This window comes from Chromohalobacter beijerinckii (assembly GCF_023061185.1).
GTDB lineage: Bacteria > Pseudomonadota > Gammaproteobacteria > Pseudomonadales > Halomonadaceae > Chromohalobacter > Chromohalobacter beijerinckii.
Map to the genome: position 1 here is coordinate 25,598 of NZ_JAKGAK010000012.1, position 21,142 is coordinate 46,739.

At 60.2% G+C, this 21,142-nt stretch carries 19 protein-coding genes; 9 read left to right on the forward strand and 10 right to left on the reverse strand.

Annotation, left to right across the window (positions count from 1 at the left end; genetic code table 11):
* Positions 1–27: 27 nt before the first annotated feature.
* From pal to L1075_RS10330, 3 genes are read left to right on the forward strand one after another with little or no spacing between them, the layout of a single operon-like run.
* Positions 28–561, forward strand: a complete 534-nt coding sequence (pal, locus tag L1075_RS10320; RefSeq protein WP_040241110.1) for a peptidoglycan-associated lipoprotein Pal — start codon at positions 28–30, stop codon at positions 559–561.
* Between the two features lie 18 nt (positions 562–579).
* The gene (gene ybgF, locus L1075_RS10325) at positions 580–1,380 is read left to right on the forward strand and encodes a tol-pal system protein YbgF (protein ID WP_040241112.1); all 801 of its coding nucleotides are present in this window, start codon (positions 580–582) and stop codon (positions 1,378–1,380) included.
* A 27-nt stretch (positions 1,381–1,407) separates the two neighbouring features.
* On the forward strand, positions 1,408–2,187 hold the full coding sequence (locus L1075_RS10330) for a YciK family oxidoreductase (protein WP_040241114.1): 780 nt from the start codon (positions 1,408–1,410) through the stop codon (positions 2,185–2,187).
* A 9-nt stretch (positions 2,188–2,196) separates the two neighbouring features.
* Here the strand turns inward: L1075_RS10330 and L1075_RS10335 are convergent, their stop codons facing one another.
* Together L1075_RS10335 and ubiG are read right to left on the reverse strand one after the other, a co-directional pair.
* The gene (locus L1075_RS10335) at positions 2,197–2,886 is read right to left on the reverse strand and encodes an HAD-IA family hydrolase (protein WP_040241118.1); all 690 of its coding nucleotides are present in this window, start codon (positions 2,884–2,886) and stop codon (positions 2,197–2,199) included.
* Positions 2,883–3,620 (reverse strand): bifunctional 2-polyprenyl-6-hydroxyphenol methylase/3-demethylubiquinol 3-O-methyltransferase UbiG, encoded by a 738-nt coding sequence (gene ubiG / locus L1075_RS10340; protein ID WP_040241120.1) that lies wholly within the window; start codon positions 3,618–3,620, stop codon positions 2,883–2,885. Before ubiG ends, L1075_RS10335 begins: the two co-directional genes overlap by 4 nt.
* Positions 3,621–3,900: 280 nt before the next feature.
* Here ubiG and galU point away from each other — a divergent pair, with 280 nt between their 5' ends.
* Both galU and L1075_RS10350 read left to right on the forward strand, forming a co-directional pair.
* Positions 3,901–4,788: a UTP--glucose-1-phosphate uridylyltransferase GalU gene (galU, locus tag L1075_RS10345; protein ID WP_246941713.1), complete on the forward strand. Its 888-nt coding sequence runs from the start codon at positions 3,901–3,903 to the stop codon at positions 4,786–4,788.
* Positions 4,789–4,792: 4 nt separating this feature from the next.
* Positions 4,793–6,085, forward strand: a complete 1,293-nt coding sequence (locus L1075_RS10350; RefSeq protein WP_040241123.1) for a nucleotide sugar dehydrogenase — start codon at positions 4,793–4,795, stop codon at positions 6,083–6,085.
* Positions 6,086–6,155: 70 nt separating this feature from the next.
* Here the strand turns inward: L1075_RS10350 and L1075_RS10355 are convergent, their stop codons facing one another.
* The gene (locus L1075_RS10355; protein WP_040241126.1) at positions 6,156–6,737 is read right to left on the reverse strand and encodes a superoxide dismutase; all 582 of its coding nucleotides are present in this window, start codon (positions 6,735–6,737) and stop codon (positions 6,156–6,158) included.
* Positions 6,738–6,976: 239 nt separating this feature from the next.
* Here L1075_RS10355 and L1075_RS10360 point away from each other — a divergent pair, with 239 nt between their 5' ends.
* From L1075_RS10360 to tamB, 3 genes are all read left to right on the forward strand, one after another.
* Entirely contained in the window at positions 6,977–7,801 is an 825-nt protein-coding gene (locus L1075_RS10360) for a coiled-coil domain-containing protein (RefSeq protein WP_246941716.1), read from the forward strand.
* A 135-nt stretch (positions 7,802–7,936) separates the two neighbouring features.
* Positions 7,937–9,763, forward strand: coding sequence for an autotransporter assembly complex protein TamA (gene tamA, locus L1075_RS10365; RefSeq protein ID WP_246941718.1), 1,827 nt, complete (start codon positions 7,937–7,939; stop codon positions 9,761–9,763).
* Positions 9,727–13,749 carry an autotransporter assembly complex protein TamB gene (gene tamB, locus L1075_RS10370; RefSeq protein ID WP_246941720.1) on the forward strand — a complete coding sequence of 1,341 codons (4,023 nt, stop codon included), beginning with the start codon at positions 9,727–9,729 and terminating at the stop codon, positions 13,747–13,749. Before tamA ends, tamB begins: the two co-directional genes overlap by 37 nt.
* Here tamB and L1075_RS10375 read toward each other — a convergent pair.
* Positions 13,718–14,197, reverse strand: coding sequence for a YchJ family protein (locus L1075_RS10375; RefSeq protein WP_246941723.1), 480 nt, complete (start codon positions 14,195–14,197; stop codon positions 13,718–13,720). The two genes, tamB and L1075_RS10375, sit on opposite strands and share 32 nt — an antisense overlap.
* A gap of 14 nt (positions 14,198–14,211) precedes the next feature.
* Between L1075_RS10375 and msrA the strand changes: the two genes are divergently transcribed.
* Entirely contained in the window at positions 14,212–14,847 is a 636-nt protein-coding gene (msrA, locus tag L1075_RS10380; protein ID WP_246941726.1) for a peptide-methionine (S)-S-oxide reductase MsrA, read from the forward strand.
* A 28-nt stretch (positions 14,848–14,875) separates the two neighbouring features.
* Here msrA and L1075_RS10385 read toward each other — a convergent pair whose 3' ends face one another.
* From L1075_RS10385 to L1075_RS10410, 6 genes are all read right to left on the reverse strand, one after another.
* Positions 14,876–15,898: a hydrolase gene (locus L1075_RS10385; protein WP_246941728.1), complete on the reverse strand. Its 1,023-nt coding sequence runs from the start codon at positions 15,896–15,898 to the stop codon at positions 14,876–14,878.
* Between the two features lie 61 nt (positions 15,899–15,959).
* Positions 15,960–16,877, reverse strand: coding sequence for a LysR family transcriptional regulator (locus L1075_RS10390; protein ID WP_246941788.1), 918 nt, complete (start codon positions 16,875–16,877; stop codon positions 15,960–15,962).
* 121 nt (positions 16,878–16,998) lie between these two features.
* A complete protein-coding gene (locus tag L1075_RS10395) occupies positions 16,999–18,063 on the reverse strand; it encodes an ABC transporter ATP-binding protein (RefSeq protein ID WP_246895260.1) in 1,065 nt (354 codons plus the stop codon).
* On the reverse strand, positions 18,060–19,061 hold the full coding sequence (locus tag L1075_RS10400) for an ABC transporter ATP-binding protein (RefSeq protein ID WP_246941731.1): 1,002 nt from the start codon (positions 19,059–19,061) through the stop codon (positions 18,060–18,062). The genes L1075_RS10395 and L1075_RS10400 overlap by 4 nt, the downstream gene beginning before the upstream one ends.
* Positions 19,062–19,066: 5 nt before the next feature.
* Positions 19,067–20,008, reverse strand: a complete 942-nt coding sequence (locus tag L1075_RS10405; protein WP_178998665.1) for an ABC transporter permease — start codon at positions 20,006–20,008, stop codon at positions 19,067–19,069.
* Positions 20,005–21,054, reverse strand: coding sequence for an ABC transporter permease (locus L1075_RS10410; protein ID WP_246941734.1), 1,050 nt, complete (start codon positions 21,052–21,054; stop codon positions 20,005–20,007). The genes L1075_RS10405 and L1075_RS10410 overlap by 4 nt, the downstream gene beginning before the upstream one ends.
* Between the last annotated feature and the right edge of the window lie 88 nt (positions 21,055–21,142).

Below are 21,142 nucleotides of genomic sequence, written 5' to 3' on the forward strand. Positions count from 1 at the left end.
ATTTGACTTTCAAGCAAGGAGAAAACAATGCAATTCAAACCATATGCTCAAGGCCTCGCCGTCGCCATTTCACTCGCCGTTCTCGCGGGTTGTTCCAGCACTGGCGGCACCCAGGATGGCAGCATGGATGGCACGTCCGGAACAGGCGCCGGTGGCTCAGACTCCGCCTCCAGCCAAGGCATGGAAAGTGGACAAGGCACTTCAGGCAGCGAGATGGGCGACCGCAATGCCATTCCTGAAGAGCGCACCATCTACTTTGCCTTCGACCGCGACACTATTCGTCCGGAATTCGAGTCAGTACTCGAAGCGCATGCTCAATATCTCAAGAATCACCCCAACACCGATGTCGTCTTGGAAGGGCATGCCGACGAGCGTGGCACCCGCGAGTACAACCTGGGGTTGGGTGAGCGTCGTGCGCAAGCCGTCGAGCAATATCTCAGTGTGGAAGGCGTCTCGTCCTCACAAGTCGAAATCGTCAGCTACGGCGAAGAGCGTCCTGCGGTACGCGGTCACGATGAAGAGTCGTATGCCCAGAATCGCCGCGTCGTCTTTTCCTACTAAACGTCGCCGGAGTCAGGTATGAAACACGGTCTGAAAAGACTGTGCGGCGCGGGAGCCTTGGTGCTCCCGCTGTCCGTATGGGCTCAGCCCTCGGTCGATGACTTGACCGACCAGTCCAGCAGCATTTATAGCCAGACCGCCGTGCGTGACGAATCGGGCGGCGGTGGTGGCAATCTGGCCTTGTTCAATCAGTTGAAGGACAGCCAGCGCGAGATCAAGCAATTGCGCGGCCAGCTCGAAGAGCTGCGCTACCAGCTCGAACAGCAGAAGAAACTTTCGCAAGAACGGTTTCTGGATCTTGAAAAGCGCGTCGATGACATGGCGTCGCGTTCTAATGCCTCCAGAGATGCTGCCGGCGTCGATAGCGATGCCGCCGAGTCGATCACCGGTGATGCCGGTGCCAACGAATCGCAAGCAGGTAGCACTCAAGAGGGCGCGTCAGGCGACCAAGGGCGTGAAGATTATCAAGCGGCTTTCAAGAAGGTGCAGGCGCGTGAGTTCGACCAGGCCATCCAGGCTTTCGAGGATTTCCTCAGCGACTACCCGAACTCCGATTTACGCCCCAACGCGCACTACTGGCTAGGCGAGTTGTATTCCGCGCAATCGCAATTGGACGCGGCCGCCGAGTCTTTCCAGACGGTCATCGATGACTATCCCGACAGCAACAAGGTCGCGGATGCCCTCTACAAGCTGGGATTGCTAAAAGCACGCCAAGGCCATCCCGATGAAAGTACAACGCTCCTCGAGCGCGTCCGCGACGACTATCCTGATAGCAACGCGGCTGATATGGCCGAGGATTTCCTTAACCAGTCAGACTGATTGACGCCGCAAGATGGGGGATGCGTCATGGAATGCCATATTGATTATCATCCGCCAGCGAACCTGCTAGAGGGTCGTGTTGTACTCGTGACCGGCGCGGGGGCCGGCATCGGGCGTGCTGCCGCGCGCTCTTTTGCCGAACACGGCGCCACTCTGGTACTGGTTGGGCGTACGCTGACCAAACTCGAGGCGGTCTACGATGAGATCGAAACCGCTGGCGGGCCGCAACCCGCGATTTACCCGCTCAACTTCGAGGGGGCGACACTCAAGGAATATCGTGATCTAGCCAAGACACTGGAACGCGAGTTCGGGCGCCTCGACGGTCTTCTGCACAACGCCGGCCTGCTCGGGGAATTGATGCCTTTCGCGCAATACGACTCGGAGCTCTGGGAACGGGTGATGCAGGTCAATGTCACCGGTCCGGTCTGGATGACGCAGGCATTACTGCCATTACTCGAGGCATCCCGCGATGCCTCGGTGGTGCTAACTTCCTCGAGCGTCGGGCGTAAGGGCCGCGCGCGCTGGGGTGCTTATTCGGTTTCGAAATTCGCGACGGAAGGCTTCATGCAGGTGCTGGCCGATGAACTCGAGCCCACTTCGTCGGTACGTGTGAACACCCTCAATCCCGGGGCGACCCGCACGGCCATGCGACAAGGGGCATATCCTGACGAGGATCCAGCGACGTTACGCACGCCGCTGGATATCATGCCGACTTACTTGTGGTTGATGGGTCCCGCGAGCCGGGGACATACGGGGCAGGCATTCGATGCCCAGCCGCCCAAAGGTGTGTCACCGGGAACCGCATAAGCAGTTCCGTCAACCTGGGCGGCCAACCGTTTCGTCTTCGCCGGGCCAAAGCGCCTGCGTCAAGCTTTCCGGCGTTTCGAACCAACGATCCACCGGCCAGGTGTCAGGTGTTTCTGCGTCATCGATGTAGCCATAGCGTACTGCGATGGCGTACATTCCAGCAGCACGCGCCGCCTGCATGTCCCGCAGATGGTCACCGATGTACCAGCAATCCCCGGGCGCGACGCCCAGACGTCGCGCGGCCTCGAGTAGTGGCGCGGGATCAGGTTTCTTGAGTGGCAAATCATCCGCCGCCAGCAATACACCATGGGTCAGACTCAGTGCCTCGACCAACGGCGCAGCATAGGCGCGCGGTTTGTTGGTGACGATTCCCCAGGGGCGTTGGGCCAGGTCCCAGGCTTCTAGCAGGGGCGTTAGACCGGGGAACACACGGCTATGCACCGCAATATTGCGACCGTAGGTCTCGAGCAGGAAACGCCTCGCCTCGCCATGATCGGCATGCGTAGGTGCCAATCCCAGTGCCAGTTCTACCAGCGCGCTACCGCCGTTCGAAACCTGCCCCCGTATAACGTCATAGGGCAATGGCGCGAGTCCATGATGTGTTCGCAAAGCGTTGGTGGCGTAGGCCAGATCGGGGGCCGTATCGACGAGCGTGCCGTCGAGATCGAAAAGCAACGCCGCCGGTCGGGCGTGACTCATCGTGTCTCTCCAGTGCCCGTCCATTCCGGCGTGCAGTGCATCATGTAATTCACGGACACATCGTTAGCTACCAGGCGATAGCGCTTGGTCACGGGGTTGTATGTCAGTCCGGTCTGACGACGCACGCGTAAGCTGGCGTCACGGCACCAGGCCGACAACTCCGCCGGACGAATGAACTTGTTGTAGGTATGCGTTCCGCGGGGCAATAGCTGCAACACGTACTCGGCGCCTAGAATGGCGAACATATACGCCTTGGGATTGCGGTTGATGGTCGAGAAGAACAAGTGGCCACCGGGCTTGACCAAGGTCGCGCATGCCCGTACGACCGCCGCCGGATCGGGAACATGCTCGAGCATTTCCAGACAGGTGACGACATCGAACTCACCGGGGTGCTGAGCCGCCATTTCTTCGGCGCTGATCTGACGGTAATCGACCGTCACCTCGCTTTCCTGCTGGTGCAGACGCGCGACGGCAAGCGGCGCTTCGCCCATGTCGATGCCCGTGACCCGAGCGCCGCGATGGGCCATCGCTTCGCTAAGGATACCGCCACCACATCCCACATCGATGGCGGTCTTACCCGCCAGGTTGGCCTGCTCATCGATGAAGTTCAGGCGCAGTGGATTAATCTCATGCAGCGGCTTGAACTCGCTTTCAGGATCCCACCAGCGGCTGGCAAGCGCTTCGAACTTGGCGATCTCGGCGTGATCCACGTTGTTACCGAACGTCTCGCTCATGGGGTTTCCTCTTGGAGAAATGATCGAACCGATGCCGCAGCATACGTATCGAAATCTATGTCTTTATGTGTCGTCACGTGCCGGCACGCCAATAATGCACATTCTACAATGTTACGCACGGATGTTGAGGGGCGCATTCTGCCAACCTCGACACTGCTAGACAGTGCGAACCTCTTTGCCTGAATACCATCAAAGGAATGCCGAATCGTTGGCGCCGTCACGCTTTTCACTATGGCATACTGCCAACACTCGACCCTAGAACGCTAAGGAAGGATTCCTCATGATCAAGAAGGCCGTACTCCCCGTTGCTGGACTCGGTACGCGTTGCCTACCAGCCTCCAAGGCCATTCCCAAGGAAATGATCACTATCGTCGACAAGCCGGTCATTCAGTATGTCGTCGAAGAGGCGGTGGCTGCCGGCATCAAGGAAATCGTGCTGGTAACGCACTCCAGCAAAAGCGCCATCGAGAATCATTTCGACAAGAACTTCGAGCTCGAGGCGATGCTCGAGGCCAAGGGCAAGGATGAATTGCTCGCGGAAGTGCGCAACATCGTCCCCGAGGATGTGAGCATCATCGCCGTACGCCAACCGGTCGCACTGGGGCTTGGGCATGCCGTACTGTGTGCGCAGGCAGTGATTGGTGACGACCCCTTTGCCGTACTGCTTCCCGATGTGCTGGTAGATGCTGGCGAGCTACCGCAGAACGACCTAGCCGGCATGATCGAAGCTTATGACAAGAGCGGCCAAGCACAGATCATGGTCGAAAATGTGCCACAAGAGATGACCCACAAGTATGGGATCGTCGCGCTCGAGGGCGAGGCACCGGCCCCTGGCGACAGCGCACCGCTGACGGGCATGGTCGAAAAACCCAAGGTGGAAGAGGCACCTTCCAGCCTGGCGGTGATCGGACGTTATTTGCTGCCGGCGGCTATCTTCCCGCTGCTGGCCGAAACCAAGCCCGGGGCGGGGAATGAGATCCAGCTTACCGACGCCCTCGAGACGCTGCGCCAGCAGCAGGGCGCCGAAGCTTATCGCATGCGCGGCAATACCTACGATTGCGGGCACCAACTAGGCTACCTGGAAGCCACGCTGGCACTCGCCAAGCGCCATCCCCAGCATGGCGAAGGATTCCGCTCCCTGTTGGGCCGTTACGCAAACGAGGGCTGATGCCATGCGCGTGAACGTGTATGGAAGCGAGCTATCGGCGGCCGTGGCAGCAGCAGCGCTTTCCTCGGTGGGGCATCAGGTCGACTGGTGCCCACATCCTGAGGTGCCTTGGCAACGTCTGGAACATGCCGAATGGCTGCTTCGCGAACCGGGGCTCAAGGCCCAGATCGATGCGGGATGTCGTTCGGGTCTGCTACGCCTGACCGATACGCCCACACGGGAAGATGTCGAGATTCATTGGCTAGCCTTGGCCCCGGACCAACGTGAAGCTGCCGAGGCCTATGTCGCCGATATTCCCGCAGCGCAAAGCAACCCGCTGGTGATCGTCAATAATTCGACGTTTCCGGTCGGCCACACCGAACGCCTCGAAGCGTTGCTCGGTCACGCCGGCCAATCAGCCGTCGCCTTGCCGGACATGCTGGAAGAAGGCCGTGCCTGGGAGACTTTCACCCGCCCGGCACGCTGGTTGCTCGGCAGTGAAGATAGCCAGGCCACCGCGCAGGTACGCGAGCTGCTACGCGCCTTCAACCGTCGCCAGGATGTGTTCCAGCTCATGCCGCGCCGCGCTGCGGAGCTCGCCAAGCTGGCGATCATCGGGATGTTGGCGACACGCATAAGCTACATGAATGAGCTAGCGGGCCTGGCCGACTCGTTGGATGTCGATGTCGAACACGTCCGCTTGGGCATGGGTGCCGATAGCCGTATCGGTTTCGAGTACCTGTATCCCGGCTGTGGTTTTGGCGGACCCAGTTTTTCGCGTGATCTCATGCGCCTGGCCGATGTCCAGCATGCCTCTGGTCGCGAGTCGTTGCTGCTCGAGCATGTTCTCGACATCAACGAGCAGAAAAAGGAGACGCTGTTCCGCAAATTCTGGCACCACTTCCATGGCCAGCTTTTCGAGCGGCGCGTTGCAATCTGGGGAGCGGCGTTCAAGCCGGGGACCACTCGCATCGATCAAGCGCCGGTGCTCACCTTGCTTGATGCGCTGTTGGCGCAAGGGGTCAACGTCAGCGTTCACGACCCCGAGGCGTTGCCGGCACTGCGTGATCTCTACGAGCAGCATCCTCGCGTACGCTTTTGCGACGATGACTTCTACGCTGCTTGCGAGGGAGCGGATGCTCTGATGCTGGTCACCGAATGGAAATGCTACTGGAACCCCAATTGGCGCCGACTAAGCGAGCTCATGGCCACACCACTGATCCTTGATGGCCGCAATATCTTCGATCCCGACTATGTCGCGGCACGTGGCTTGATCTATCGTGGTATCGGTCGGCGAGCGGATCCGACCAACGCCTGAACGACACACGCCCCGTCGAGGCGGGGCGTGCATGATACGCGTCGATGTCACCGCTTATCTCGAGGGGCGATCAATCATTGAAGTTCTGGGCGATGAAGTCCCAGTTGATGACGTTCCACACGGCGTCCAGGTATTTTGGACGCGCATTGCGATAATCGATGTAGTAGGCATGCTCCCAGACATCGATGGTCAGCAGAGGCGTTTGGCCGTGCGCGATGGGACAGTCGGCATCGTCGGTGTTGCTGATGTCCACGCCGCCGTCGTCGGTCTTGATCAGCCAGGTCCAGCCTGAGCCGAAATTACTCGCCGCTTTGGCATTGAACGCCTCCTTGAATTGTTCGAAGGAACCGAACTTCGTCTTGATCGCATCGCCCAACGCACCTTTGGGCTCACCACCCCCCTGAGGAGAGAGGCAGTGCCAGTAGAAAGTATGGTTCCATACTTGGGCCGCCTGATTGAACATGACGCCCGAAGCCGATTGAATGATCTCTTCGAGTGACTTGTCGTCGTCTGCGGTGCCCTGGGTCAGCTCGTTGAGCTTGTTCACGTAAGCCTGATGGTGCTTACCGTAGTGATACTCCAGTGTTTCGGCGGAGATATGCGGTTCGAGTGCGTTTTTCTCATACGGCAAGGCGGGTAGTTCGAATGCCATGGTGTATCTCCTTTTATCGTCATCGGCCGAGAAGCAACGCAGGACCGCTGGGGCATCTCGGCGTGAAGCTTTTTACTATCGGGGTCACTCTATCCACTAAAAAACCTTACAATACCAAGCATCTGCGTTCTCAACGGCGCCCGGTATCTTAGCACCGGCCCCGGTAAGCGCCAATTTCGCCATACGCATGTGATACGCCAGGGTATTGATAAATAACGTAGTCGAGACGAGAGCCGAGCATGTCTGAACGACCGGAAGGAACACGTCAGGAACCGCGTATCGTGCCCGAGCGCGATACTGATCCCATTGCCGAGGGACGCCTCGACAGCCGTCCACGCCGTGCCAGCAACGGTACCCGGCGTCGACGCTCACGCGTCTGGCCACTGTGGTGCCTGACGTTACTTCTCATCGTCGCCCTGGCAGGAGTCGTGAGCTTTTACTGGCACGAGCGCCAAGCCTGGCAGGTACGGCTTTCCAATCTCGAGGCAAGGCAAAACACCTTGACCGACCGCCTCGACGCCACGGGTAGCTCGTTGGATGCCTCTGGCGACAGCCTGCGCGATGAACTGGACCGGCTGCGCTCCGAATTGGATTCCTCCCGCGCCGTGATCGGCAATCTGGAAAACAAGGTTGGCGAGCTGGAGGAAGGTACGGGCTCGGGCAGTGCCCTGGAGGATTTGCGTGAGACGCAGGACGCGCAGCAAACGCTCATTGCCGCCCAGCAATCCTCTCTCAAGGCCCTGGAAAGTACCGGAGAGGATGCGCGCGCCACCCTGTCGTCACGCTTAGAGTCGCTCTCCTCGCGCCAGGAAGAGCAGGGCGGTGGGCTCGAGACGTTGAAACAGCGTATTGAGGAGCTCGCCGACACACGTCAGGCCCGTGGCGAAACGCTTGACGACCTACAAGAGAACCTCGACGATCTGAGCGCTCGGCTCGCATCATTATCCGGCGATCACGATGACGTCACCAATGAGGTCGCTAGCATTCAGGACGATCTACGGGAACTTCGCCAGGGACAATTGGCTCTCAATGCCAACGTGGAAGCGCTTTCCGCTTCACAGTAATGCCGCCGTCGACTAATCACGCGATCTCACGACAAGGATTGAGTCATTGGAAATCAGCCGAGATCAATGCCCGGGGTTTATCGCCTCTTCACTGGTGGACGTTGTCGATCAGCAACGCTGGGGAGGCTGACGTCGATGCGCCACTCCATGACACGGCGCATCCTGTGGGGAGCGGCATTGAGTGTCGTCACGTCCGGCGCCTATGCGCTGGACGCGTCCGTCGAGGGGCTCGAAGGCCCCGCCGCCGAGAATGTCGTTACCTTCCTGCGTGCGGTGGATACCCAGAACATCAGCGAGGAGCGCCTGGATAGCGAGGTTCGCGATCGCACCCAGCGCGCATTGCGTGCCTTCGGTTATTACTCACCCCAGATCGAAACGGCGTATCCCGACGGAACGTTCGATGCCGACGCCGTTATCTCCATCGATCCTGGTCCACAGACGCATATTACCCAGCTCGATGTAGGTATCGATGGCGACGCTCACGATGACAGGGCCTTTCAGCGCGCACTCGATCAAGTGGCGCTCAAGGAAAGCGATGCATTACGCCATGATCGTTACGAAAGCGCCAAGAGCCGCTTTTCCACGTTGGCGCTCGAGCGCGGCTATTTCGATGCCGGCTTTACTCAACGGCGAATGGAAGTGCGCCCCCGGGAAGCCAGCGCCCGTATTTTCCTGAGGATGAATAGCGGGCCGCGTTACCATTTCGGTGACATTCGTTTCTCGGGTAGCCAGATCGAAGAAGCCCGCCTGCGCCGCATGCTGCCGTTTGAGGACGGCGATCCCTACCTCGCCGGGCAATTGGCCGAGTACAACCAGCGCCTGGGAGAGACCGACTGGTTTCGCGGTATCGCCGTGCGTCCACGTATCGACAGCGGCGGACGTGGCGCAAACAGCGGACAATGGTGGCAAGAAGCCACCGGGCGTAGGCCTCCTTTGACGAGTGGTCCGGGCCTTGCCGCCGTGCGCCAGCTTCATGGCCAGCAGCGCACCGACGTGCCGGTCGACGTCGATGTCATTCCCGCCGACCGCCATCAGTTCGAAACCGGGATCGGCTATGCCACCGATGTGGGGCCACGCGTTCAATTCAGTTGGGATATGCCCTGGCTCAACGATCGTGGCCACAGCCTGTCGAATGCCTTGTATCTCTCGGGTCCCGAGCAGCGCTTCGACGGTGAGTATCTAATGCCGCTGGCAGACCCGCTGCGCGATAGTTACCGTCTCGGCTATGGCCTGCGTAAACTCGACAACGAGGACACGCAAAGCCTGGAGAGTTCGGTCGAGTTGGCACGGCGCTGGGAATTCGACAACGACTGGGTGCAAGAACTCTATTTCCGTACCACGTACGAGGATTTCACCCAGGCAGACCAGGACGAACAAGTCCTGCTGCTTTATCCAGGCATCAGTTGGACCCGTACCCGTACGAGGCAACCCAATTTTCCCATGTGGGGCGATCGACAACGGCTGGCATTGGAGGTTTCCGATACCAAGTGGGGGTCAGACGCGCGCTTCTTGCGTACCACATTCGACTCGCAATGGATTCGCTCGCTGGGGCAGGACAATCGCTTCGTCGGCCGTGTTGGCGGTGGCGCCATGGCGACCGACACCTTCGACAAGATTCCTCCGTCACTGCGTTTCTTCGCCGGTGGCGACCAGAGTGTGCGCGGCTACAGCTACGAGAGCTTATCGCCGGAGAACGACGACGGCGAACTGCTCGGTGGCCAGCACATGTTGACCGCCAGCGCCGAGTATCAGCGTCGGGTCACTGGCAACTGGTGGGGAGCAACCTTCATCGATACCGGCAACGCCTTCAATGAATGGTGGCCCGAGGAACTCAAGACCGGCGCCGGTATCGGTGTGCGGTGGATTTCGCCCGTAGGGCCCGTACGTTTCGATATCGCCCATCCTTTCGATAATGAGGAGGACGCGTGGCGTCTGCACTTCGCCATCGGACCGGAATTCTGATCCGTGCACTGATTTACGTACCACTGTGGCTCTTGGGACTGACGTTGTTGTTGCTCGGGGTAGCTTTGTCGCCCTGGGGGACTGCGTGGCTGGCCGATCAAGGTCAGTCACGTGGCTGGTACGAGGTCGAGGAGATAAAGGGAGCGCCGCTGGACACGCTGACGTTACGTGGACTGCATCTCGATGTTGGCCCTCTCACCCTCGATGTCGAGCGCTTGCATCTGAGCTGGGCCGACGACTGTCTGCTGGACGGCAAACTCTGTCTTCAGGGACTGCAGGTCGAGGGCGCACACATCGTGTTGGCGTCCGGCAATGCTAGTGACGATGCCCAGTCTGATACATCGTCAGGCGGGGGCATGCCCGCACTCTGGTTTCCGTTTCCCATCGAGATACGCGCCCTCGGGCTCGAGGACGTTCGCGTCGATCTGGCCGATGGCACACAACTGCAATGGGATGACTTCACCACCGGGGCGCGCGTTTCCGGCAACGACCTTACATTACTGCCAACCCGCCTGGAGGGGACGCAACTCTACCTGCCGATGAGCGAAGGGCAGCGTCTGACCCAAGGGATGACATCGCCGGCCATTCCTGCCGGTAGCATCGATGCGGCTTCACAAGCGGCGGGGGACAGCTCTGCCGAGGAATCCGCAACCGATGAAACGCCTGTGGCTGAGAGTGAGGCATCCGATAACGACGCCGAACGCCGCTTGGCGTTGCCCGAGATCGAATTGCCACTCGATATTCGAGCCCCGAGCCTGGTGGTCGACGACTTTCAGTTGCGTGGCGCGACGTCCTATAACCTGACGCAGGCGACGCTGTCGCTATCCACCGAAGGCAGCGATGTCGCCATTCATCGGCTACACGTGCGCAGCGATGACGGTGAGGCGGAACTTGCCTTGCAGGCCACACTAACCGGTGATTACCCCCTCCACGGTAGCCTGGAAACGCATATCGCACGAGCTCCGTTGGCCGGTCAGCGGGCGTCCTTGACGCTGGATGGCTCTCTGGCCGATCTGGCGCTCGATCTCGACGCCAGTGGCCCCGTCACAACCACGCTGACGGGCAAGGTGGATGCGCTGGCACCAACCTTGCCATTTGGCCTGTCGCTCGATGCCAGCGACATCACTTGGCCACTGGCGGGCACGCTCACCGCGCCTGAACTTGCTGCGGGAGGGCATCTGGATGCCGCCGCAGTGTCGGCATCACAGCACGTGGGCGCAGGCCAGGCAGCCTATCGGCTCGACACACTCCATCTCGACGCCGATGGCTCCTTAGAGGATTATCGAGTCGCACTCGACTTGACGGCACGCGGAGACGGCCTTCCCGAAAGCCGCTTGACGCTCGATGGTCATGGCGACGCCTCGCACTTCGCTTGGGAACCGCTCACGCTCCAGGCCGAAGGCGGCACCTTGAGCGGTCGTGGCCAAGTAGACTGGGCCTCGGCGCTATCGGTCGAAAGTGACCTCCAACTCGACCAGCTTCCCATCGGAGCCTTCACCGAGGCCGTGGATGGAACGCTCAACGGCAAGGCGCGCGTCGGCTTTGATATGCAGCCTCAAGGCTGGCGACTGCGCATACCGCAGCTGGCCATCGACGGCACCTTGCAAGATAGGGCGCTGCGCTTGAACGCCAAACTCAGTGGCAATAGCCAGATGCAATGGGCGATCGATCAGCTCGACCTTCGCCAAGGCGATAACCGCATTACCGCGGAAGGCACTATCGGTCAGCGTCTGGACCTGCGCAGTCGTATCACGGCACCGCGACTTTCTACGCTGTGGCCCGGGCTCGGTGGCACCTTGCAGGGCGATCTCGACGCCCAAGGCTCCCTCGAGTCGCCACGTCTCGATCTCGACATGACCGGTGAGGCACTGCGCTACCAGACGCAACAACTCGAGTCCCTATCGCTGAAGGCGCATAGCGAAGGGGTCGACGACCCACGTGTGAAGGCCGACGTATCTATCGAAGGACTCGAGGCCGGTGGCCAACGTGTCGACGCACTGAACCTCGCATTGGCAGGGCGCCTCTCCCAGCACACGCTGGAGCTCGATGCTCAACTAGGAAGCGGCATGCCGCTCTCACGGGCGAGTCTCACGCTCGACGGCCAGTATGACGCAGATGCCCAACGCTATCGCGGGTCGCTGGTGCCGCTCGAGCTGGCGACCGAATACGGCGATATCGCGCTCGATGACGCACTGGACTTCGATGCCGATATCGCCGCCCAACGCGTGACACTCTCGCCGTTTTGTTTGGTTCGACAGCAGGGAGGCGAAGCGTGTCTCGTCGACCGAGCGCGGCTCTCCGCCGATACCGGCGACGCGTCGCTGGCCTTGCGCGACATTCCCATGGACCTGCTGGCCGACAAGCTGCCATCGGGATGGCGCGTGGATGGCGAGACCCAGGGCGAGGCCAACATGAGCTGGCAACAGGCGGGCCAGCAGTGGCATGCCGAGGGCCAGATTGATAGCCAACTGGACGTCACTGGAGAAGATGCGCGTGGCAATCCCTGGGAACTGCCGGACAGCCGCCTCGCAGTGACGTTCGATGCCACGCCATCTCGCGCCGATACACGACTGACACTCGATCAGGGCGACACCGGACAACTGGCATTGTCGTTGGGCATTGACGACCCGCTGGGTGAGGCCGCCTTGGAAGGGCGACTGCAAGTCAACGACATTGCCTTCACTCCGTATCGTGCTCTCGTCGAGGGCTTGTCCAACCTCGAAGGGTCGCTCGCCGGCGATGTTACCTTCGCGGGGACGTTACGCCAGCCCGACCTCGATGGCGAACTCACCGCCGAAGGCGTAAAAGCACGTGGCCCGGCGATTCCCGTCGCGATACGCGATGCCCGTATGAGCATCGACTTCGCCGGACAACGCGCCGACATCGACGGATTCGTGGCTGGTGAGAAAGGCCAGCTCAACCTGGATGGTGAGGCCGGTTGGCAGGATCCTTCGGCCTGGCAGGCGCGTCTAGGCATCGAGGGGCAGGACGATCCGCTGGAGGTTAGCCTGCCGAACTTCGGGCGTTTGCGTGTCGCCCCTGATCTGCGTGTCGATGCCAATCCAGACCGCTTGCGTGTACGTGGCGATGTCGATGTACCCTGGGCGCGCCTGGAGGTGGGTAAGATTCCGCCTTCTGCAGTGGCACCAAGCAGTGACGAGGTCATCATCACGCGTGAGGAAGATGCTGCCCAGCAAGAAGCCTCAGCATCCGGCGAGCAGGGCGAAGCAACGGCCCAGGCGCTCTCCGAGGCTGGCATGGCACTGGATATCAGCGTCATGCTGCATCTCGGCGCGGACATGAGCCTCGAAGCCTATGGCCTCGAGACACAATTGGAAGGCCAGCTCGAAGTACGCCAGGGCAGCGGGCCCGTGCAGCTGTTCGGCGATGTTAACTTGGTCGACGGCAGTTATACCGCGTTCGGACAGGACTTGATCATTCGTCAGGGGCAGATTCTGTTCAGCGGGCCGGCGTCCCAGCCACGCCTGCAGTTCGAGGCGATTCGTAACCCCGACACCATCGAGGACGATGTGACTGCGGGGCTACGCGTCACGGGCCGTGCGGAGAACCCCCAGTTGAGCATTTTCTCGGAACCCGCGATGTCCGAGAGCCGGGCCCTTTCCTATCTTCTCAGGGGGCGAGCGCCGGGCGACGACGGCGGCGATGGCGCGCTGACCTCGGCGCTGATCGGGCTCTCGCTGTCGCAGAGCGGCCGCGCCGTGGGCCAACTCGGCCAGGCATTCGGTGTCGATGATTTAAGCCTCGACACCTCGGGCTCGGGCGAGGATAGTCAAGTCGTCGTCAGTGGCTATGTCTTCGATGACTTGAAAGTTGGCTACGGCGTTGGCATTTTCTCACCCATCGCCGAGCTGACACTGCGCTATCGACTGATTCAGAACCTGTATCTGGAAGCAGTATCCGGCGCAGCTCAGGCACTCGATTTGATCTATACCTTCAGCCTTGGGCGCAGCAGCGCTTCGCCTTGAGGCCACTGCCGCAGGGACACGCGGCATTGCGACCGATGTCGAGGCGGCGCCACTGGGCGTCGCCATCGACATAGAACCACTGGTCGGCATGGGAGACGAAACGAAAGCGGCTGGTTTCGGAAAGACGCTGAAAGCCATCGGCGTCGATGAAATCGGCGCTGAATGTCACCGTGCCTTTCTCGCCTTGTTGGGTGCTGTCATGGACGAACAGCTTTAGCCAGCGTGCTGTGCTCGTGGCCAGTGAGTCGCGAGTGGGGCAGGTGGCGGGGTCCCAGGTAACGATCAACGCGTCGTACGCATCGCGTGCGAAGGCGCTATAGCGTGCTCGCATCAGCGCCTCGGGTGTCCTCGCGCGGCGCGGATCCTCATGGATCGGCGCGCAGCATTCATCGAAGCGCCGTGGCTCCCCGCAGGGGCAGGTGTCGGACGCTTTTTTACTCATCGTCATGCGAGAATTTTCCTATGTTGTCACAAAAATCGCTCGAGCTTCCCACGGCGGAAACCGCACTCGAGGGGCGTGATACGCCCATACGTATCAGCGGAACTCATAATGTCAACGGCCGCTCGATGTTGCCGCCGTTCCCAGAAGGGCATGAGGAAATCGTGCTAGGGCTTGGTTGTTTCTGGGGAGCCGAGCGTCTGTTCTGGGAAATGCCGGGCGTTTACGTGACCGCGGTGGGTTATGCTGGTGGCTATACGCCTAACCCAACCTACGAGGAAACCTGCACTGGACATACCGGACATGCCGAGGTGGTCCACGTCGTGTTCGACCCCACCGAAATCGGGTTGCCCGAATTGCTACGTGCTTTCTGGGAAGCGCACGATCCGACGCAAGGTATGCGACAAGGCAACGACATAGGCAGCCAGTACCGGAGCGTCATCTACACCACGGATGAGCTGCAGCGCCCACTGGTCGACAAGAGCTGGCAGGAATACGACCAGGCTCTACGTCAGCAAGATTTGGGGCATGTCACCACTGAAGTCGCACCGCTCGAGGCCTTTTACTACGCGGAAGAGTATCACCAGCAGTATCTAGCCAAAAACCCGGCGGGGTATTGCGGCCTCAAGGGTACCGGAGTGGCCTGCCCGGTAACGTGAAGCGCAGGCACTTTTCTGGCATCAACCATTAGGGCCCGGTCGCCAACGTGCGATGGGGCGCCAGATGCTGGGCCCAGCATTCCAACTGCCATGCAACACGCCGTGCCAGCCAGGAGCCGAGTCGGCCTTGGCGTGACTCGACAAAGCCGACATGCCCGCCCTGATGGGCGATTTCCAGGCGCACGGCATCGCCTGGGGCCGGCAGCCGGGAGAACAAATCGGCGGGCATGAACGGGTCATCCGCGGCGTGCAGGATGAGGGTCGGCAGTTCTATGTCGCCCAGCAGGCGGCCGGCGGAGGCGCGCCGATAATAGTCACTGGCCGACTGAAAGCCGTGTAAAGGTGCCGTGACTGCATTGTCATATGCCCAGAACGTCTCCAGCCCCGCAAGCTGTCGCGCGCTGAGTGCGATCGGCAGGGGGCCGGCCGCCAGCTTGGTGGTGACCTTGCGTTTGAGGGCGTGAAGCAGGTGACGCTGATAAATGCGGGAAAAGCCGCGGTTGAGTGCATCGGCACTGGCCGCCAGATCGAGTGGCGCGCTGATGGCGATGGCCCCGGCCAGATCGAGACCGTCACCGCCTTGCTCGGCCACCAACTTGAGAAGCATGTTGCCTCCCAAGGAGACACCGGCCGCCACTTTGATGGCGCGTGGATAACGTAGCGCCAACTGTCCAATGACCCAGTAGGCATCCGCCGTATCGCCCGAATGATAGGCCCGGGCGAGCCGATTGGGTGCCTGCCCACAGCCACGAAAGTGCATCAGTACCGCTCGCCAGCCCATTTCACTCGCCATGCGCATTAACTCACGTGCATACGGGGAGTCGAACGAGCCTTCCAAGCCATGAAATAGCAAGAAAATCGGTGCGTCCGCCCGCGTAGGAGCTGGAAGGGCCCAGGCAAGCTCGACGAAATCGCCATCGGGTAGGTTAATGATTTCCGTTTCACGCGCTAGCGGGGGCAAACGGCGAAGGCGGGGCAACAGGGTCTGCACATGGCGATTACCCAAGCCTCTTGGCGCGCAAAAATCGGCGGAAAACAGCGTGCGTGACATCAGTGTGGCTCTTGCGAATCTATCTGTAGCTTAACGCGTTGCGCTTGCTCGGCAAGTACCTTCAGGCGTTGGAGTACGTTGCCTCGAGTTGTTGCCATAAACCGGGCAAACCGGGGTGACGTGAATCCTTGCGCGCGTACAAACGCAGATCCAGCGGGACATCCCAACGCTCATCGCCAGCACGCACCAATTCACCATTGGCCATTGGCGTGATGACGCTGCGCTGCGGCAGCCAGCCAAGCCCGTAGCCTTGTACTACCAGCTCGCGAATATTGGTGGCCTGCACACTTTCATTGAGCGTGGTCAGGTAGACAGGGCCCGGTTGGCGGCCGAGGTGCGCCTCGAGCGCGGCCGCCATCAACCCGCGTGGATGAAAGGCGATCAGCGGTTGGGGCTGGCGGCGTGCTCCCGGCAACGAGAAGCGCGAACGCCCCTCGGCATCGGGGGCGCTCACCGGGACGAGTCGCTCTTCGCCCAGACTCAGATATTTAAGCTCACTCATTTCAAGATCGAAGGCGATCCGTCCGCGCGGCCAATACAATAGCGCCAAGTCACATTCGCCACGTTCCAGCCCATGCAGATAATCGCCGATCAACCAGCTCGTAGCGCGCAAGTAGGGCGATATCGACGGTCTCAGGGCGTGCTGATCGAGCCAACCAGGCAAGAAGTTCGACACCAAACTCTGTGGCGCGGCCAGTAGGATGCGCCTGGCCTCGTCGGTGGCGATTGACTGCAAACGGTCACGCGTCAATCGCACGCGCTCGGTGATCTGCTCGCAAAGCGCTAGAAACTCCTCGCCGGCGGGCGTCAGGCTCAACGGCAGGGTTTGGCGATTGATCAATGTGGTGCCCATTTCCTCCTCGAGCAGTTTGATACGCCGCGAGAAGGTTGGTTGGGTCACGTTCTGGGCATCGGCGGCCCGGGAAAAATGGCGTTCCCTGGCCAGCACGATGAAGTCTTCGAGCCAGCGAATTTCCATCTTCAGACGCCATCCATCATCGTTAACGCCGCACGCCAGCCGAGGCGTGTGGCGTTGCATGGCAGCGCCCCGTCACGCGCAGGTGGGCGGGGCGCTGCAAGTGTCTTGCTCCACGATACGCTCAGATTCGGCCTTCCTCGACCGCATGACACGCCACTTGGTTGCCATCGTCGGTGACGATGAGCTGAGGGACTTCCTGGCGACAGCGTTCCATGGCGTGTGGACACCGGCCATGAAAGACGCAGCCCGAGGGCAGGTGAACCGGCGTGGGTACTTCGCCGGAAAGGCGTACATGCTCGGGGCGGTCGTCTTCGAGACGGGGAATCGCCGAGAGCAGTGCTTGCGTATAGGGGTGCTTGGGGCTCGCGAACAGCGAGCGCGTATCGGCTAGCTCACACACCGTCCCCAAGTACATGACGGCTACACGCGTGCCGAAATGCTCGACGACCGCCAAGTCATGGGTAATGAACAGATACGTCAGGTGACGTTCGGCCTGTGCGTCCATCAGCAGGTTGAGCACCTGGGCCTGGATCGACACATCGAGCGCCGAGATCGGTTCATCAGCGACGATGAACTCGGGGTCGACGGCCAACGCCCGGGCAATCGCGATCCGCTGGCGCTGACCGCCGGAGAATTCGTGCCCGAAGCGCTTACCCCATTCGGGGTCGATGCCTACCGACGCCATCACGTCGGCCACTTTGTCTTGAACCTGCGGTGTCGTCCAATCCGGGTGGTGAAAGCGCAGGGGTTCTTCCAGCGTCTGTTGAATCGTCATGCGTGGGTTAAGCGAGGCATATGGATTCTGGAAGATCATCTGCATGCGCTGACGATAGGGCAGCAGCCGCTTGCCACGCATATTATCGATGCGTTGACCGTCATAACTGATTTCCCCGGCGCTGGGGGACAATAGCCCCATGACCAGTCGCGCCACGGTGGATTTGCCGCAGCCGGACTCGCCGACTACGCACAAGGCCTCGCCTCGGTGAACGGTGAGGTCGACACCGTTGATGGCATGCACCTGCTCATTGCGCCGCACCAGACGGCCTTTTTCGAAGTGCAACTGTTCAAGAAAACCATCGGCCAGCGGGAAATGCTTGTACATCCCGCGAACCTCCAGCAGGGACTCAGCCTTCGCGTGGTTCTGTGAGGCGGTCGCGGGTGATGCTTGGGTGGCAACGGCGTTCATGAGGCCTCCTTGGCGAGCATGTCACGCACCATGTGGCACGCGACGTCGCAATTTCCCGAGGTAACGAACTCGGGGACCTCTTCAAGGCAATCGCGACGCGGCTGCCCCGAAGCGTCGTAACGATATTGGCAACGTGGATGAAATGCACAGCCGCTCGGTGTATTGGCAAGTGATGGCATCGAGCCGGGAATCTGATTGAGACGACTGCCTGGCGTGGTCATCTGTGGCAGAGCATTGAGCAAGCCTTGTGTGTAAGGATGCTGGGCATTGTTGATGATCTCGCGCGTTGGGCCCTGCTCAATGACGCGTCCGGCATACATGACCAGCGTACGCTGAGTCATCTGGCTGACCACGCCCAGGTCGTGGGTGATCAACACCAGCCCCACGTTGTGCTTCTCGCACAGCTCACGCAGGAGCGTCATGATCTCGGCTTGAATCGTCACATCCAACGCCGTAGTGGGCTCGTCAGCGACGATGATATCCGGGTCCAGCAGGAGCGCGATCGCAATGATGATTCGCTGGCGCATGCCTCCGGAGAGCTCGTGAGGATACTGATCCAGACGCGTTTCCGGCGATGGGATATAAACCTGCTTGAGCTTGTGCAGGGCGATGGCGCGCGCTTCGCGTGTCGAGATACGCCGATGCGCTTTGAGGCTCTCGACCATCTGCTCGCCAATGGACAGCACGGGATTGAGCGTCATCATCGGATCCTGAAAGATCATCGAGATCCGGTTACCCCGCACTCGGCGCAGCTCGCGTGCCGACATTCGCGCCAGGTCGTTGCCCTCGAAGCGAATGCTGCCGTCGGCGATATACCCCGGCTTGGCGATAAGATTGAGCAATGTGAACGCGGCCACCGATTTGCCCGCGCCGGATTCGCCGACAATGCCCAGACGCTCGCCACGATCCAGCGTGAAGCTGACGTCGCGCAAGGCGCGCACCTCACCTTGGCGCAGGGCGAAGCGCACATCGAGATTGGAAACTTCGAGTAAAGCCATGTGCGTTATCCCTTGTAGAGCCGAGGATTCATGACGTCGCGCAGCCAGTCGCCAAGCAAGTTGACTACCAGCACTAGTACCACGAGGACTGCGCCTGGGATCAGGGTGATCCACCAGGACCCGGACTGTAGATAATCGAAGCCGGACTTGATCAATGAGCCCAGAGAAGGCTGAGTTTCCGGCATGCCCAAGCCCAGAAAGGAGAGGGCAGCCTCGGAAATGATGGCGTTGGCGATCTGCACGGTCGAGATGACGAAAATCGGCGAGAGCGTGTTGGGTAAGATGTGGCGGAACATGATCCGACGGTCGCGATACCCCATGACGCGAGCGGCATCCACGTATTCCTTGGAACGCTCGGCCAGCACCGAAGCACGCACCGTGCGGGCGTATTGCGGCCATTCGGCAAGCCCGATGATCAACACCAGCAGCCAGACGGCGTAGTCGCTATATACGGCACCACCGAACACAGCCTTGATCAACGCCCCGACGATGATGGCGACCATCAATGTCGAGAACGACAGCTGAATGTCCGCCAGACGCATCAGAAACGCATCGATCCGGCCACCCAAGTAACCGGCCAACAGCCCCACAGTAACGCCGATCAGCGCCTGGAGCATCACTGCACCGAAGCCGATGATCAGCGAGACGCGCGCGCCATAGAGAATCGTCGACAGCAGGTCACGCCCCTGGGCATCGGTGCCCAAAGGGAAGAGGGCATCAGCGCCGTCGATCCATATGGGAGGAAGCTCGGAGTTAAGGATATTGATCTGGGTGAGATCGTAGGGGTTCATCGGTGCGAGCCACGGCGCGCAAACCGCCCCCAAGAGAATGCATAGGAAAATGGCCAGGCAGAATTGCGCGATCCAATCACGCTTGAAGCTGTAGACCAGATAAGAATTACGGAAACGCTTCCAGCGGGAAGGCGTTGTTGCGGTCGTTGTCGTCATGCCGGCTTCCCTGTCAGTTTCACTGTCGGATTGACCAGCCCGTAGATCAGATCAACCAGCGTGTTGGTCACCACGAAGATCAAGCCGACAATCATCAGGTAAGTCACGATGAGCGGAATATCTGAGCGCTGGATGGCTTCGAGGAACATCAGGCCCATACCCGGCCACTGGAAGACGGTCTCGGTCAGGATGGTGTAGGCCACCATGGTGCCGAGCTGCACACCGCCGACGGTAATGACCGGCAACATAGTGTTCTTGAGTGCATGCACGAAGTAGATACGCTTGAGCGAGATCCCTTTGGCCGTAGCGAACTTGACGTACTCCGACTGCAGTACCTCGAGCATTTCGGCACGTATCAGACGAATGAACAGCGGCAGCATGATCGACGCCAACGAAACGGCGGGCAACACCAGGTACGTCAGGCCATCGAGGGAGAAGAAGTTGCTATCCCATGTGCCGAAGAGATGCGTCAAGTCGTTGCCACGCCCGTATGACGGCATTCCGCCTTCGGTGGACAGTAAACCGTTGAGCCATTGCCCCCATCCCGTACCCGACGGAAATGGTGAGAAGTCGACGCCGATCGCGAAGAGTTGAATCAACATGATGGCCGTCAAGAAGACGGGGATCGAAATACCGATGATAGACACGCTCATGAAAAAGCGTGACAAGGCTGATCGCGGGCGTATGGCACAGTAGACCCCGATGGGCACCGAGAACACCACTATGATCAGTGTCGCAGCAATCACCAGTTCCAGCGTCGCCGGTAAATGGCGCTGAATGACCTCTGTCGTCGGTTCATTGAAAAAGTATGAATAACCGAAATCGCCTTGTAGAGCGTTGACTGCGAAGCGGCCGTACTGCACGAGGAAGGAGTCGTTGAGCCCCAGTTCTTCTCGCAGTTCGGCCCGCTGGCTCTCCGGCACGGACTGTCCCACCATCTGCTGGATGGGATCGCCCAGATTGCTCTGGATGGCGAAACTGATAACGCTGATGACGAACATGACCACGAAGGCATGCATCAGTCGCTTGATCAGAAAAGCGATCATGGATGGCGTGTCCTGTTAAACGGGCATCTCCGTCCCATGCCCTGAGAGGGCCGGGGCGGAGAAACATCGTGGATGGGAATAGGGCAAC